Annotated in this window: 16 protein-coding genes; 9 read left to right on the top strand and 7 right to left on the bottom strand. The window is 36.4% G+C overall.

Translation table 11 applies throughout. From position 1 onward, the window contains the following. Genes secF through yajC form a run of 3 tightly spaced genes read right to left on the bottom strand, consistent with a single transcriptional unit; the run spans position 1 to position 2,796 of the window. Positions 1–972 (bottom strand): protein translocase subunit SecF, encoded by a 972-nt coding sequence (gene secF / locus SAUT_RS02945; protein WP_013326390.1) that lies wholly within the window; start codon positions 970–972, stop codon positions 1–3. A 2-nt stretch (positions 973–974) separates the two neighbouring features. Further along, entirely contained in the window at positions 975–2,540 is a 1,566-nt protein-coding gene (gene secD / locus SAUT_RS02940) for a protein translocase subunit SecD (RefSeq protein ID WP_013326389.1), read from the bottom strand. Beyond that, positions 2,530–2,796 carry a preprotein translocase subunit YajC gene (gene yajC / locus SAUT_RS02935; RefSeq protein WP_013326388.1) on the bottom strand — a complete coding sequence of 89 codons (267 nt, stop codon included), beginning with the start codon at positions 2,794–2,796 and terminating at the stop codon, positions 2,530–2,532. Before yajC ends, secD begins: the two co-directional genes overlap by 11 nt. A 97-nt stretch (positions 2,797–2,893) precedes the next feature. Between yajC and SAUT_RS02930 the strand changes: the two genes are divergently transcribed. The 4 genes from SAUT_RS02930 to SAUT_RS02915 all read left to right on the top strand — a co-directional run bounded on the left by SAUT_RS02930 (position 2,894) and on the right by SAUT_RS02915 (position 7,492). After that, the gene (locus SAUT_RS02930; protein ID WP_013326387.1) at positions 2,894–4,102 is read left to right on the top strand and encodes an apolipoprotein N-acyltransferase; all 1,209 of its coding nucleotides are present in this window, start codon (positions 2,894–2,896) and stop codon (positions 4,100–4,102) included. Between the two features lie 53 nt (positions 4,103–4,155). Then, a complete protein-coding gene (locus SAUT_RS02925; RefSeq protein ID WP_013326386.1) occupies positions 4,156–6,255 on the top strand; it encodes an RNA degradosome polyphosphate kinase in 2,100 nt (699 codons plus the stop codon). Between the two features lie 11 nt (positions 6,256–6,266). Beyond that, entirely contained in the window at positions 6,267–6,791 is a 525-nt protein-coding gene (locus SAUT_RS02920; protein WP_013326385.1) for a gamma carbonic anhydrase family protein, read from the top strand. A gap of 248 nt (positions 6,792–7,039) precedes the next feature. Continuing rightward, positions 7,040–7,492 (top strand): hypothetical protein, encoded by a 453-nt coding sequence (locus SAUT_RS02915; protein ID WP_013326384.1) that lies wholly within the window; start codon positions 7,040–7,042, stop codon positions 7,490–7,492. Here the strand turns inward: SAUT_RS02915 and SAUT_RS02910 are convergent. From SAUT_RS02910 to rpmB, 4 genes are all read right to left on the bottom strand, one after another. Continuing rightward, positions 7,485–8,681 (bottom strand): ATP-binding protein, encoded by a 1,197-nt coding sequence (locus tag SAUT_RS02910; protein WP_013326383.1) that lies wholly within the window; start codon positions 8,679–8,681, stop codon positions 7,485–7,487. The genes SAUT_RS02915 and SAUT_RS02910 overlap by 8 nt on opposite strands. A gap of 189 nt (positions 8,682–8,870) precedes the next feature. Next, positions 8,871–10,049: a bifunctional glutamate N-acetyltransferase/amino-acid acetyltransferase ArgJ gene (gene argJ / locus SAUT_RS02905; RefSeq protein WP_013326382.1), complete on the bottom strand. Its 1,179-nt coding sequence runs from the start codon at positions 10,047–10,049 to the stop codon at positions 8,871–8,873. Further along, a complete protein-coding gene (locus tag SAUT_RS02900; protein WP_013326381.1) occupies positions 10,042–11,172 on the bottom strand; it encodes a potassium channel family protein in 1,131 nt (376 codons plus the stop codon). The genes argJ and SAUT_RS02900 overlap by 8 nt, the downstream gene beginning before the upstream one ends. 15 nt (positions 11,173–11,187) lie before the next feature. Continuing rightward, a complete protein-coding gene (gene rpmB / locus SAUT_RS02895; RefSeq protein WP_013326380.1) occupies positions 11,188–11,376 on the bottom strand; it encodes a 50S ribosomal protein L28 in 189 nt (62 codons plus the stop codon). A 162-nt stretch (positions 11,377–11,538) separates the two neighbouring features. On the opposite strand from rpmB, the gene SAUT_RS02890 reads away from it, so the two are divergent. Genes SAUT_RS02890 through SAUT_RS02870 form a run of 5 tightly spaced genes read left to right on the top strand, consistent with a single transcriptional unit; the run spans position 11,539 to position 15,796 of the window. After that, positions 11,539–12,336 (top strand): HDOD domain-containing protein, encoded by a 798-nt coding sequence (locus tag SAUT_RS02890; RefSeq protein WP_013326379.1) that lies wholly within the window; start codon positions 11,539–11,541, stop codon positions 12,334–12,336. Continuing rightward, on the top strand, positions 12,333–13,727 hold the full coding sequence (locus tag SAUT_RS02885) for a chemotaxis protein CheX (RefSeq protein WP_013326378.1): 1,395 nt from the start codon (positions 12,333–12,335) through the stop codon (positions 13,725–13,727). Before SAUT_RS02890 ends, SAUT_RS02885 begins: the two co-directional genes overlap by 4 nt. Before the next feature lie 44 nt (positions 13,728–13,771). Beyond that, entirely contained in the window at positions 13,772–14,413 is a 642-nt protein-coding gene (gene rpe, locus SAUT_RS02880) for a ribulose-phosphate 3-epimerase (RefSeq protein ID WP_013326377.1), read from the top strand. Continuing rightward, positions 14,413–14,997, top strand: coding sequence for a phosphoribosylanthranilate isomerase (locus SAUT_RS02875; RefSeq protein WP_013326376.1), 585 nt, complete (start codon positions 14,413–14,415; stop codon positions 14,995–14,997). The genes rpe and SAUT_RS02875 overlap by 1 nt, the downstream gene beginning before the upstream one ends. Further along, positions 14,987–15,796, top strand: a complete 810-nt coding sequence (locus SAUT_RS02870; protein ID WP_013326375.1) for a 3'-5' exonuclease — start codon at positions 14,987–14,989, stop codon at positions 15,794–15,796. The genes SAUT_RS02875 and SAUT_RS02870 overlap by 11 nt, the downstream gene beginning before the upstream one ends. Positions 15,797–15,798 lie beyond the last annotated feature (2 nt).

The raw sequence follows: 15,798 nt of genomic DNA, 5'->3' as shown, positions 1-15,798 counted from the left end.
CTACATTACGCCCGATTCAAACTGTTCTCGCATTCTGTTTTTTTCTGCTTCTCTTTTTGCTTTTTCTGCTAATTTTGTATGGTAGCCTTTTACATCAAAACCAAAGAAAATAAGTATTGGTGAAGCCACAAAAATTGATGAATATGTACCTACGATTATACCCACTAAAAGTGTAAATGCAAAGGCATGGATAATCTCGCCGCCGAACATAAACAACGTAAATACCACAAAAAATGTTGTGAGCGATGTTAATGTCGTACGGGCAAGTGTTCTTGTGATAGACTCATTAATAATCTCTGTCAGATTCGCTTTTTTGGATTTTGTTATTCCCTCGCGAATACGGTCAAAGACAATAATTGTATCATTAAGCGAATACCCTAAAAGTGTTAAAATCGCAGCCAATACATCAAGATTAACATCTATGGCAAAAAGTGCGACCGCGCCCATTGCTATGGATACATCATGCACTAAAGCTACAATCGAAGCTACAGCAAAGCGCCACTCAAATCGAAAGGCAACGTAAATTAAAATAGACAGAATCGCCAGCACTAAAGACATAATGCCTTTTTCTTTAAGTTCTGAACCGACTTTTGGTCCGACAATATCTACACGACGCACCTCAAAAGCACCGGTGCCTTTAAGTACTTCGCGTGTAACATCACCAATATCCTGTGTTACATTTCCTGTTGTTGTTTTCATACGAATAACAACCTCATCAGGCGAACCGAATTCACTGATAGAAGCTCCGTCAAAAAGCTTGTTTGCTTTTAGTTTCTCGCGCATTGCTTTTATCGGTGCTTTTGTATCATATTTTACTTGTACAACAGTTCCTCCGGCAAAATCAATGCCGTAATTAAGCCCTTTTGTCGCTAAAATCGCATATGAAGCCAAAACCAAAATAGTAGAAAAAAGCATTGCCAGTTTTGATTTACTCATAAAATCAAAGGTACGACTATATTTAAAAAATTCCATAATTATCCTTTAATCCCAAACCAGAAACGGTAGTTTTTACTTTTACCCATTTTAGATTCTAGCATCTGGTAAATTCCATGTGTTCCGAGAATTGCTGTGAGCATTGAAGCTAAAATACCGATACTCATCGTTACTGCAAAACCTTTAATGGCTCCGGTTCCGTATACATATAAAACAACCGAAGCAATCAAGGTTGTAATGTTTGCATCAAGAATTGCACGCATTGCATTTGAGTAGCCCTCTTCTATGGCTTTATGCATAGATTTGCCTTCATAAATAAGTTCACGTATTCTCTCTGTAATAATTACATTGGCATCAACTGCCATACCGACCGTAAGAACGATACCTGCCATACCCGGCAGTGTCAATGTTGCACCAAAAAGACTCATTACGGCCAAAAGAAGCAGCAAGTTTGCAATCAGTGCAATATTTGCAATTACACCTGCCATACGGTAATAAACCATCATAAATACAATAACAAGCACAAATCCGCCTATAAGCGCTATCATAGATGCTTTAATGCTGTCTGCACCCAAGCTAGGTCCGACTGAGCGTTTTTCCATCAAATATATTGGAGCCAGCAGTGCACCTGAACGAAGAGCAATAGCCAAATCTTTTGCTTCTAAAACTGTATAGTTTCCGGAAATCTGTCCGCTTCCTCCACCAATGCGTTCATTGATATTCGGTGCGGAGTAAACTTTGCCGTCAAGCACAACAGCAAGGCGTTTACCTACATTTTTACCGGTAAAATCACCGAATATATCAGCGCCTTCGGCATTAAGTTTAAAGTTAATTACAGGACGGTTATTCTGATCAAAACCAACATTCGCACCTGTAAGCATACCTCCGTCTAAAATAGGAATCTCATGCACAAGATACTTAATTTTCGGTGATTTTACATCTTCTAAAATTATATCTCCGTATGAAGCTGCATCTGCATCGCTCATATTGTACACGCGTGCATTTCTGTCTTCATCAACAGCCATTAGTTCAAGTTTGGCCGCACGTGAGATTAATTCCCTTGCACGCTGTTCATCTTCTTGAGATTTAATGCCTGCAAGTTCTACAAGGATTTTGTCTTTTCCCTGACGTGCAACAATTGGCTCAGAGAGTCCAAATTGGTCAAGTCGGTTTCTGATTGTTTCTATTGCCTGAGAAACTGCCTGCTTTTTTGTTTTTTCAATCTCTTTTGGTGTCAAACTTACACTAATTACCGAACCTTTATGTGTAACAGTAACACCTTCAAGTTTTGATAAAAATTCATCAAATGTTTTAATTTCATCACTATCTAAAACTTCAAATGTGACACTCTTATTATCAAAGGTAAGTCCATTTATGAGAATGTCATTACGCTCGGCAAAGTGCTTGATACTTGCCGCCATTGATTTGATACGAGATTTTGTCGCTTCTTCTGTTTTTACACCAAGAAGCATATGTAGACCGCCTTGCAGGTCAAGACCAAGTGTTATTTTTTTTCCGCTTTGCGTCTGCAACAGTGACGGTAAAGAGAAAACTATACCGAAAACTATTGCCAATGCAAAGATAACTATGCGATAATTAAGCTTCATCCTCGTACTTCTTTGCAATGGAATCTTTTGTAATTTTTACGAGTGTATCATCATTTAATTTTACTGTTAAAAAGTTGTCTTCAACTTTATGAACAACAACGATAAAACCGCCGTTAGTAATTACTTTGTCACTTTTTTTGAGAGATTCAAGCATCTCTTTTTTAGCCTTAGCCTCTTTTTGCTGCGGGCGAATAATTACGTAATACATGATTGCAATTAAAAATACAAACGGTAATAGTTGGGAGATAATTTCCATATCTTTTGCTTCCTTTTAGACAAAGTCTATTTATAAAATTTCAGCGATTATACAAAAATTATGCTAATAAGCTCTTAAAATTGCGTATAATTTCAAAATGAATAGATTCACAAAAATTTTTTTACTCGGAATTGTTACGGCTGCACTTTTTAGTGCTTTTATATATTTTGAATATTTTGGAATTTCAAATAAACTGATTAATACCTTTTTTGGTCTTGGCGCAATTGCTCTGTTATTATATATTCCTAAAAAAGCGGTACTTGTTGCGGGCTTTTTTATAGGCTTATTTTGGTTTTACTGGATCGGCTACAGTTTTAAGTATCAGGGTGTCGGCTATATGGAGCCAATCATTACGTTTAGTTTCGGTATTATTTATCTCATCTTTTTTGCACCGCTTAGCTTTACCGACAAACCTTACATAAGGGCAGTTCTGCTTTTTGGGCTGAGTTTCATTGAACCGCTCGGCTGGAACTGGATGAAAATCGAGCTTTTATTTGTCAACAGCTATATAGGTGTTTATAAGTACCAGCTTGTTGCAGTTTTACTTGCTTTGTCCCTGCCTGCACTGATAAAGCACAAAACATATAAGTTTCTGCCTCTGCTGCTTCTTGTATTTGCTTTTAATTACGGATACCCAAAACAATATGATGCACCCTTAAAAATAAAACTCATACAAACAAACATTCCCCAAGAAATAAAATGGACAAGAGAAGCTCTCTATCCTACAATCAGAATGGTTTATCAAGAGATTCAAAAAGCACAGAACAAGGGATATGATGTTGTCGTCTTTCCTGAATCCGTATTTCCTCTGTTTATGAATAAAACACCAAAACTGATGCAAGAACTCAAGAAAGCTTCTAAAAAAATCACCATCATTGCCGGTGCGCTTTTAAGTGAAAATAATTTAAACTACAATGTAACCTATATGTTTTACAACGGCAAATACAAAGTAGCAAAAAAACTCATACTTGTTCCCTTTGGCGAATACATTCCCCTGCCAAAATTTGCGCAAAAAATCATAAATGATACATTTTTCCAAGGCGGGAGTGATTTTGTTACCGCAAAAAAGCCGACAGACTTTGAAATAAAAGGTATAAAATTTAGAAATGCCATCTGTTATGAAGCTACATGCAAAGAGCTCTACACAGGAGATGTCAAATATATGATTGCCATCAGCAATAATGCCTGGTTTACACCTTCTATTGAACCGACACTGCAAAAGCTACTTATAGAGTACTACGGCAGAAAAAACGGCGTTACAATTTACCATGCTGCAAATATCAGAGGAACCGGCATAATCAAATAACAAGGACTTATAGGATATAATAAGAAAAAATCATTTACCAGGGTTAAAATACAATGTTAAATCTTAAAAATCCAAATCTTTATTTAAACCGTGAACTTTCATGGTTACAGTTCAATACAAGAGTCCTCAAACAGGCTCAAGATGAATCTCTACCGTTATTAGAGCGTTTAAAATTTCTCGCCATCTACGGCACAAATCTGGATGAATTTTATATGATTCGTGTTGCAGGGCTTAAAAAACTGTTTGCAGCCGGCATAATTGTTTCAGGTGCTGACAGACTTACCCCACTGCAACAGCTTCGTGAAATCAGAAACTATCTGCATCAAGAACAGCAGGTCGTAGAACACTGCAGAAGCGAAATATTTAAAAAATTAGAGCCTCACGGCATCAGTGTAAAGACCTATGATGAAGTCAATAATCAGGACAAACACAAACTCAACCAGTATTTTAATGAAAATATCTACCCTGTAATTATTCCTATTGCCGTAGATGCAACACACCCATTTCCGCACCTAAACAATCTTAGTTTTGGACTTATCGTAAAACTGCGTGATATGGATAATGAGAATATAGAACGTTTTGGAATCATACGTGTTCCCCGTGTTTTAAACAGATTTGTAGAACTTGGAAACGGCACGTATGTGCCTATAGAGAGTGTTGTACAAAAACATGTCGAAGAACTTTTTCCAGGCTATGAACTTATGAAATATGCACCTTTTCGTGTCACAAGAAATGCGGATATTGCCATAGAAGAAGAAGAAGCAGATGATTTTATGGAAATTCTTGAAGAAGGTCTTAAACTTCGCCGTAAAGGTGAAATGGTTCGGCTGGAAGTCGGTTCTAATGCCGATGATGAGATTATTAACTTCTTTAACCGTCATGCCCATATATATAAAGATGACATATACAAATATCATACATTTCTCAACCTTTCCAGCCTTTGGCAAATAGTATCAAATAAAGATTTTGCACATCTTTTGGCTCCTGTATTTCAACCAAAGAATCTGCCGCCTTTTGAAAGTAATGAAGATATTTTTGCTATTTTAGAAAAGCAGGATGTCTTAATGTACCATCCGTATGAAAGTTTTGAGCCTGTTATAAATCTGATTCAACATGCTGCAAAAGACCCGGATGTTGTTTCTATAAAAATGACACTTTACCGTTCAGGTACAAAGTCACCTATAGTAAAAGCACTGATGGATGCAAGTGAATCAGGCAAGCAGGTAACAGTTATGGTTGAGCTTAAAGCTCGATTTGATGAAGAGAACAATCTTATCTGGGCAAAGGCACTGGAAAAATCAGGAGCACATGTAATTTACGGCATTCAAGGCTTTAAAGTTCACGCAAAAGCAGCTTTGGTCACAAGACGTAAAAACGGCAAACTCAAACAGTATGCACACTTAGGCACAGGAAATTACAACCCTTCTACTGCAAAAATATATACCGATATGAGCTATATGACCAGTAAAGACAATGTTACCAATGACTTGACACGCTTTTTTCACTTTTTAACAGGTTTTAGCAAGAAAGGGAAACTTAATGAGCTTTATATGGCCCCTTCACAAATTAAGCCAAAACTCCTTTCGCTTATTCACAATGAAACAAGACAGGGAGAAAATGGACAGATTATTGCAAAAATAAATTCACTTGTTGATGAAGATGTTATAAGAGCGCTTTATAAAGCCTCAATGGCAGGGGTTAAAATCGACTTAATCGTTCGTGGAATATGCTGTTTGAAACCGGGAATTAAAGGTGTCAGTGAAAACATTCGAGTTATCTCAATTTTAGGAAAATATTTAGAACATGCCAGAGCATTTTATTTTAAAAATGATGCTTCAGAAATTTATATTTCAAGTGCTGACTGGATGCCTCGAAATCTTGTACGCCGTATAGAACTTTTAACGGCCATAAAAGATGAAGATGCCAAAAAGAAAATTATACAAATATTAAAACTGCAGTGTTCGGATAATGCTCTTTCACATGAACTTCAAAGTGACGGGACCTACATAAAAGTCAAGCCCAAAGAGGGAGAAAAAGTTATAAATAACCATAAACTGCTTGAAGATTATGTGAACCGTATTGCAAAGGCGACAAGAAAAGAGACTTCTACTTATGTGCAGCAGCTTGTCAATCGTCTTTTTATTGAAAGTTAAGGAGCAAACTTATGTTACATGTATATAAAAATACCACCCCGACTATCGGGCAAAAAAGCTGGATAGCACCGTCTGCGGATGTTATCGGGGATGTTACCTGTGGAGAGGAGTGCTCTATCTGGTTTGGCTGTGTCGTTCGCGGCGATGTGCATTACATCAAAATCGGCAACAGAGTCAATATTCAAGACCTGAGTATGATACATGTAACGCATTATAAAAAAGAGGACAAAAGTGACGGAAATCCAACAATTATTGAGGATGATGTCACAATAGGACATCGTGTAATGCTACACGGGTGTACAATAGAAAAAGCCTGCCTTATCGGTATGAGTGCGACCATTCTTGACGGTGCCCTCATCGGTAAAGAGAGCATTGTCGGCGCAGGTTCACTGGTTACAAAAAATAAGGTATTTCCGCCGCGTTCACTCATTATGGGAACACCTGCCAAAGTTGTTAGAGAACTCAGTGATGATGAAATAAAAGAACTCTATGCCTCGGCATCACGTTATGTAGAATTTAAAAATGACTACCAATGAAGTCTAAAGATTTAGAAAAACCCCCAACGAAGATATGCCCTTAAAACACTTGGACTACTCTCTCTTGTGGCTTCACAGTTTTTAGCAGATGTCAAACCCACAAAAAAATTCAAAACAGACAGAAAAATAATACTAGATACAAAGAATAAAATAGCGGTTGGGATGAAGAGTTTGAAGAGTGGGAAAATATAGAGAAAAAAAGAGAGATTGTTTAAATAAAGTATGATTTTTTACATGTAGTACCTCCGATGTATCCAATCAAGGCTGTTGCAGACTCTAAACTGACCAAAAGCAGAGGTCACTACAAAGGATGGCTCGATGTCAACAGAGAAACTATGCAGCATAATGTTTTTAAAAATGTTTTCGGTATAGGAGATATTTGCGGTACGCCACTTGGAAAAACTGTTTCATCAGCTGCACATCAAGCTAAAGTTGTTCATATAAATCTTCTCTCCGACATAACACAACAGCGACAACAAGAGAGTTATGACGGCTTTTCAGCATATCCTATTAAAACCGGCTATAGTGAAGTGATTATGGCGAAATTCAATTATGAAGACCTCACAGACAGCGCGATAAATAACGCACCAAATGCTGCAAAAAAATGGTGGTTATCTGATGTATATGAAGCAAAAAGTGACTATTGGAATAAGATTTTAAAAGGTGGAGATTCATTCACAGAGGTATGGTTCTTTATCTAATGAAGGAAAAAAGCCAAAGAGGTATTTTTTTATTATTTGATGTAAAATCAATATCTGATGCCAAAAACCCATTTTCCATATCTTTTATTTGAGAAAAACTTTTGTTTTTTCCACCAACTTCAAATATCATATCACCCACTTTAAAATCTCCTACATCACTGTAGTATATCTCGTCAAAACAATTAACAAAGTAAGTTTCTCTTACCGTGCCAATTTCACTTGGAATATGCAGATAACTGCTGAGAGTATAGAGTATATTTGTATTTTTAAAAAAGAGCTTTGCAGGTTTTTTGGTCTGCTTTGCAAAAAATTTATGAATAGGTTTAAATATCCCTGTCTTATCAAGTATCTCAAGGTAGGTGTAAAGCGTTGGCTCACTGATTTTTAGTTCACGCGCCAAAGTATCAATCTTTACCTGATAAGGCAGTTTTGATTCGACTATTTTATACATAAGCTGCTTAAAAAGAGCAAGGTTTTCAAATTTCATCTTATTGGTTGATGGTATATCTTCATAGATGATTTTTTCTAAAGAATTCAAGAGTTTACTTTGATAACTCTCAATATCTGCAGATTCACTAAAATATGGATAACAGCCCGTCTGCAAATACTCCTTAAACTGCTTAAAGAGTGTCGGATATTTTTGTGTGAGTTCAAATGAAATATCTGAGGCGTTGGCAAGTACCTCATCAAACAAATAGGATTGCAGTGTAATGTTGTTTTTAATCTCCAAATACTCTTGAAATGTAAGTTTTTTAAGCTCTTTGACAACCATTCGTCTGCTTAGATCATAACTCTGCATCAGGATATTTAGCATTGATGAGCCACTGACGCGTATTGTCAGATCCGGCATAAAATCATATAGATTTTTTATGTGAGCCGCCCACTCTTTAAACATATGTACTTCATCAATAACAACCACCCTGCCACCAAGCGCATAAAACTCTTCTACAATGGATACTATTCCAAAGTTAGCAATAGTGATATCATCTGCACTAAAATAGAGCGCTTCATCAAGACTAAATTGTTGTAAATATTGCAACAGAAGTGTTGTTTTTCCCACCCCACGAGAACCAATAAGTGCTATAAGTCTCTCATTACTGTTTATAAAGCTAAACTCTTTGCGCCTATAAGTTACTTTTTCAACATTTGCAAGAAGTCTTCGTTGTCTATCTTTAAGTGCATCTAACATTTTAGTATCCTTTTGTTAAAGTGCATTTTAACATAATAAGAATATAAATACAATGCGTTTAAATTTTTTTAAAGCTAGACTTATCTTTTTTTGTTAATACATCATAAAAGTGGAAATTTATTCACTGGGGTGTAGCTTGATATCATAATTCCTTACTGTTGGATAACATTTATTCTTTTAGATAAAGCTTTATGTTCTGTAATCCGCATTTATTTTTACATACTCATAACCCAAATCACAGCCAAAGGCTGTGAATTTTCCATCGGCTATGCCTAAATCACAATAAATAGTAAAAGCATCAAGTTTCATAATTTCACTCGCTTGTTTTTCCATAGCTTCATCAAAATGAAGCTCACCTCTATCATAAACACATACATCTTCAAAAGAGATGCTTAAAAGTTCTTCATCAGCCATAGCACCGCTTGCACCAACTGTTGAAGCGATTCTTCCCCAGTTTGGGTCTTCACCATATAAGGCTGTTTTTACAAGCAAAGAATTTGTAAGGGCTTTTGCCACAATTTCTGCTTCTTTATTGTTTTTTGCACCGCTCACTTCGTAGGTTACAAGTTTTGTAGCGCCCTCACCGTCTCTTACCATTTCGCGTGCAAGAAAGCGCATTATTTCATAAAGAGCTTCACTGAATGCTTCTTTATGATATGCTCCGCTTTTTGCATTACTCAGAAGCATTACCGTGTCATTTGTTGAAGTATCGCCATCTACACTTGCTGCATTAAAAGTCGTTTTTACATTTTCACTTAAAATATTTTGCATCTCATCTTTATCGACTTTTGCATCTGTTGTTATAAAGCACAGCATCGTAGCCATAGCCGGGTTAATCATACCCGCTCCCTTTGCCATCGCGCCTATGTGAAAACTGCTTCCGTCATCCAGTTCTATTCTATAAGCAATCTGTTTTGAAAAGGTATCTGTTGTCATAATAGCTGCAGCTGCAGCATCACCGTCTCGTTTTTTCAAATCAAAAAGTTTGGCACCGGCTATAATTTTCTCTTTTGGAAGTCTGACACCGATAACACCTGTTGAACTCATGACAGGATTGGTGATTTCCTTAGGCAAAGTAGCTAAAATTTCGTCGATGTCTATTATGCCGGCTTTGCCTGTCATAGCATTGGCATTTTTGGAATTTATAAGTACAAAATTTGTTTGAAATTCACCTTTTGCCTTAAAGTGCCTTATAGGTGCTGCCGTCATCTTATTTGTTGTAAATGTAGAGGCTATTTCACACAAAGTATCACTGTAAACAAATGCCATATCTTTAGCCATTTTTGCTTTTAATCCTGCACTTATGCCATCCGCATAAAAACCTTCTGCAGCACAAACGCCACCCTCTATTTTTGTTAAATTATACAAATTTAAGCTCCTTAGGTTTGACTCTTTTAGAAATCAAATCTTTTGTTATTTTAATTCCTTCTTGTGTACCTATAACCAAAAGTTTAGATTCACTCGTTACCAAAGTATCACCCTTTGGCATGCCTATAAGCTTGCCGTCTTTTCTGGTGATTCCTACTACTGATGTGTTTGCAATCTCACGGATGTGTGTCTCTTTAAGTTTCTTTAGTACCGCCCAGCTGTAACGCGGTACAGTAATTTCCTGCATATCCAAAGGATTATCGCTTTTATATAAAAACTCTTCAAGCAGATTTTCCATATCAGGACGTGCTGCCATTGCTGAGACTCTTTGTGCTGTAAGCTTTGTAGGTGAAACTACTGTATCTGCTCCGAGTTTTTTGAGTTTTTCTACATCACTCATCGTTTCAGCTGAAGATATAATATAATAAGGGCGAGGCAGAAAATGTTCTTTTTCAAAAAGTCGTACCGAAGCAATCAAAGCAATATTATCAGCAATAGAATCAGACAAAGTAATCAAACCTTTTGCAGATGAGAGGTGCGCTTTAAGCATTGAAAGTTCAGCATGAGGCTGTGCCTGTAAATAATGCGGATATTTATACTCTACAGCCCATTCATGAATTTCAGGTCTTGGGTCAATCACAATAAAAGGGATGTGATTTTTTCGTAACTGTTTTGTTACTTCTATTGTATAATCATTGTGGTAACATACAACAAAGTGCTTTTTGAGTCTTGCTATTTTATACAGCATTCTTCTCTCCTTTATTATGGCAACAATATGACCCTTATTTAGTTCATTTACCAAAATACCGATTGCACTTGAAAATACCGCAAAACCTGCAATAATCAAGTTAATAGTAAAAATTCTACCTGCGTTGGAAATAGGAGCAATTTCACCAAAACCGACGGTTGTAAAAGTTACAGCTGTCTGATAGATTGCATCCATGATTGTAAAATTATCTATAAGAACATATCCGGATGTTCCGATTAACATTACGAGTACAGTTAAAATTAGAGGTAAGCGAAAAGCTTTTAGATGGGGGTAAACTTCAGGAAGAAGTTTAGGGTCAGGTTTGGGAGGACTCTCCCAATTGAGGAACTTGCGAATCCTTGGTAAAAGATTCAAAGCTAATTCCTAAATTTACGAATTTTTCTTAAGTGTGCGTAATTCTCTTGCAGAAATCTTAATCTTTTTCGTTGTACCATCTTCTAATGTGATACGCACTGTTCTTAGGTTTAATAAAAAACGACGCTTTGTTCTGTTTTTTGCATGAGAAACGTTGTTCCCACTCATAGGGCCTTTGCCGCTAATAGCACATCTTCTTGCCATTTGAGTATCCTTGAATGATATTTTAAAGTTGCGAATTGTATCAAATCAAAGCAAAACTGCAACTTAAGCCGAATATATTTTCGTTTAAACGACTTCCTTTTATATGTATTTTATCTTTTTCCAGCTAAAATAAATACAATATTCAACATAAAGTGGAACACTTTGATCACAATAAAGCAAATAGACTCATTTATAGAAAAGATACCGCCCTCACCAAAAGTCTTAAGAGAGACACTCTCTTTACTTAACCAAGGTGATTTAATAAAAGCAGCAAAAGTAGGCAAAGAAGATCCTGCACTCAATGCCTACCTCAAAGAACTTGTTAATAAACCTATTTACGGATTTAGAAATGAGGTCAATGAAATTTCGCAAATATTTGGAATACTGGGTGTCTCAAAGTCACAGCAGGCAACTTATAACTATATGATTTCACTTCTCTCACCCTCAAAGTGGAAACTCTTTAAACTCAACAAATCCTCTTTTTATGACCTGCAGGCACAGCTCTCGGCAAATTGGCAAAAAATTACAACGCACCTTGGTATCAATGACAAAGATATACAAAGTGCCGCCGCTTTACTGCCTGGCAGTATCATAGTGTCAGAAGCACTTTTTAGTGAAAAATTAGAAGATGTAAAGCTTTTAAGAAGTATAGATGAAATTGATTTAAACACAATTTTACAAAGATTATGCAATATGGACCTTTTTGATATATGTCAAAGAATTGCCCAAAAGTGGGAGATGCCCCAAAATGTTGCAGATATAATTCAAGCTTCTTCCGGCGTAAAACCTTCTAATGATGAGACGATAAACACACTGGGAAAATGGATGCATCTCCTCCTGTTTTATACCCTGTCAAAACCTGTTTTCATAGAAGCTCAGCTCAATGACTTTATTGATTTTCAAATAGATTATGTTGCTGATATATATGATGATTTTTCAAAAGTGATGAAGATTTCATGAGAGCGGTAATTAAAGACGGTATCGGAGTATTTCATCCTCAAGGATTTTTGGACGGCACTTCAAGTGCTGCACTCCTGAGTATTGAAGATATTGATGTAACTGTCAAAAGTAATGCTTCTATGATTCTGGTTTCACTTAAAAAAGTAATTTTCTTTAATAGAAACGGTCTTGACACCTTTGTAAAAATGTTTCAAAAAATAAGGACTGCGAACCATATTGTCGTAGGCTTTTGCGATTATGACAAAAAAAAATACGATGCTTTTAAAAAGTTTTATGATGATGATTTAAGTTTTTCACTTTTTCAAACACAAAAAATTGCATCTCTTTTTTCTTCAAGTTTTAAAGAAAAAAATAAAAATGTTCTGCTTTACAGTGAAGACAAATCACAAAGAGCAGCACTCGCAATAGAACTGCATGATAATGGACACAATCCTATAGTTGCGCAAACCGAAGAAGAATTTTTGCAAAAAGCAGAAGTAAAAGATGCTTATGATGTCATCATTGAAAATACATTTCTTGGGCAAATGGGGCAAAAAGTTGCAACAAGAGTAACAGGTAATGCCATTATTTATACAGTATCTTCTTTTTTAGATGCCGAAATAGGCAGTACTTTTAATATTGCTTATCATAACAATTCATTAAATGTAGGTTTTAGACTCTTTATTTTCGATGCCTATAAAGTTGTCAGTATGAATATTCATGCATTGAACTTTTTCTCCAAACTCGCATCTTCTTCTGCAGAGTATAATGCAACGATCTGTTTTGTAGGTATGTCATTTAGCAAAACTCCTATCTCTTTTAAAGAAACACTTGAAGATGCCGGTATGATGTTTTTTGACCAGATGGATGATATTTTGCAAAATAAAAAACTTTTGGATGAACTTGGTGCCAGCAGTGCCGCTTCAGGAAAAAATAAACGGGCTCTGAATAAAGTCCTTGTAACAGAGTTACCAAACTTTATTGACGCGACTGTAGCAACCATAGAGATGATGACTAACTCAAAGGCGACTAAAGATGCTGCAAAAGTTGATAAAATTGAAATTGCCGATAAAAATGACAAGATAGCAAGTTCTATAGGTTTTTATGGTGATATTGACGGTATGGTAATGCTTGTTTTTCCTCTTGGCATAGCAAAAAAAGCATGTGAACTGCTTATAGGCGAAAGTACTGATGATAAAGAGATGATACTTGATACGCTTGCCGAACTTGTCAATATTGTTGGAGGAAAGGTCAAAACACTCTTGGCCGACGAACATATCCGTGTGGATATTACACTCCCTAGGACCTACCATGATGTCGACGGACTCTTAGAAGTAGCAGAGGACAAAAAGGGTGTACAAGTTGATTTATCATTTGACAATGATAAGTTTTTATTTTTCTTAACAAGATAAAAGCTACTCTAGATTATAATTTCACAATAACTTAAAGGAATGTAATGCAAGTAGCTCCTAGTATTCTCTCAGCAGACTTTGGAAATTTGGCACGTGATGTACAAGAAATATGTGACGCGGGATGTGATTTAGTCCATGTGGATATAATGGATGGTCATTTTGTACCCAATCTTACCATAGGTCCCGTTGTTGTCTCCGCAATAGCCAAAGCTGCTACAAAACCGCTTGATATTCACCTAATGGTAGAGAACAACACATTTTTTGTAGAGCTGTTTGCTCCTTTAAAACCGCAATATATCTCTTTTCATATAGAAGAAGAAAAACATCCCCACAGACTGATTCAAAAAATCCGCTCACTTGGTATAAAACCATGTATTGTTCTCAATCCTAACACAATTCCCGAAGAACTTGAATACATTCTTGAAGATTTGGATATGGTTCTGCTTATGAGTGTCAATCCTGGTTTTGGAGGACAGACATTTATTGAGTCTGTACTTCCAAAAGCAAAAAAACTCAATGAGATGAGAAAAAGACTCAATCCTGAGTGTCTTATTCAAGTAGACGGCGGTGTTAGTGATAAAAACATCCATGCACTCAAAGAAGCCGGTGTTGATGTTGTAGTTGCAGGCAGTTATGTTTTTAAACATGAAGACAGAGCTAAAGCTATAAAGAGTCTGCAAATATAATGCGTACAAAAATCTGCGGCATTACCTCTTATGAAGATGCAATAATGGCAATAGATGCCGGAGCTGATGCTCTTGGATTTGTATTTTATGAAAAATCACCGCGCTATCTAACACCTTTGCAGGCCAAAAAGATTATTCAAAAACTGCCTCCCTTTATTGAAAAAGTGGCTTTATTCGTCAATGTAGATGCACAAACGGTCAATGCTACATGTAAAGATGTCGGTGCCACACTTGCCCAAATTCATTTTGATGCAGATACAGCATTTTATGATGCGCTTGAAATTCCTCACATCAAAGTAATACGTGCACAAAAAAAAGAAGATATACTTAAATACTCTGATGAATACAGACTTGTTGATGCTTACTGCGAAGCTTATGGCGGCGCAGGCAAGCAAATAAATACAGAATGGTTTGAGGGTATTAACTGCTCCAAAATAATTCTTGCCGGCGGACTCAATCCGCAAAATATTACCGCATTAAAAAAGTACGGTTTTTATGCTTTTGATGTCAGCAGCGGCGTTGAAATATCACACGGTAAAAAAGATGCAAAAAAAGTAAAAGAGTTTATACAAAATGCTTGCTAATGATTTTAATCTCGATGCAAAGAGCATTTCACGTCTCTCTTCACGCGGACTCTCTTTAAAAACACTCAAAGAACAACTTACTGAGGAGTTGGAACTCTCCATAGAACTGTGGAGAGCCCAAGGTTTACATGTAATCAGACATCAGGGATATTATTACTTTGATACAAAATTCATTCCTATCCAGGAAGCAGAATTTTGCATAGTCGACATTGAGACAAACGGTTCAAAAATAGAAAAACACCAGATTATTGAGCTTGCTGCGGTAAAAGTAAAAAACGGACAGATCATCGATAGATTTGAATCGTTAGTCCATACAAAAGAAATTAATCCTCATATCACTGAGATTACCGGTATAGCTGCTGATGACACAACAAATGCTCCACAGCTCAAAGATGTACTTATACGTTTTAAACTCTTTTTAGGCAATGCCGTATTTGTTGCCCATGATGTCAAGTTTGATTATAGTTTTATATCTAAAAGCCTGCAAAAAATCGGTTTGGAGCCGCTTTTAAACAGGAGTCTCTGCTCTCTCGCTTTAGCTGAGCGCACGGTTGTATCTTACAGATATGCACTTTCATATTTAAATGAAACACTTAAACTAAATCCAAAAGCACGACATCACAGAGCGATGAGCGATGTTATCACTACCTATGGATTATTTTTGTTGAGTCTGGATAATTTGGATGAGAATATAAAAACGGTGGAGGATCTTATAAAGTTTTCTAAAGAAGCACCGCGTCTGAAGCGTCCAAAATTCGACCCGCTTTTAGAGGTGAAACAAGAGGAAAAAGGGCAGTAAAA

It is taken from the genome of Sulfurimonas autotrophica DSM 16294, from assembly GCF_000147355.1.
Classification (GTDB): domain Bacteria; phylum Campylobacterota; class Campylobacteria; order Campylobacterales; family Sulfurimonadaceae; genus Sulfurimonas; species Sulfurimonas autotrophica.
This window is presented reverse-complemented; position numbering and strand designations above follow the sequence as displayed.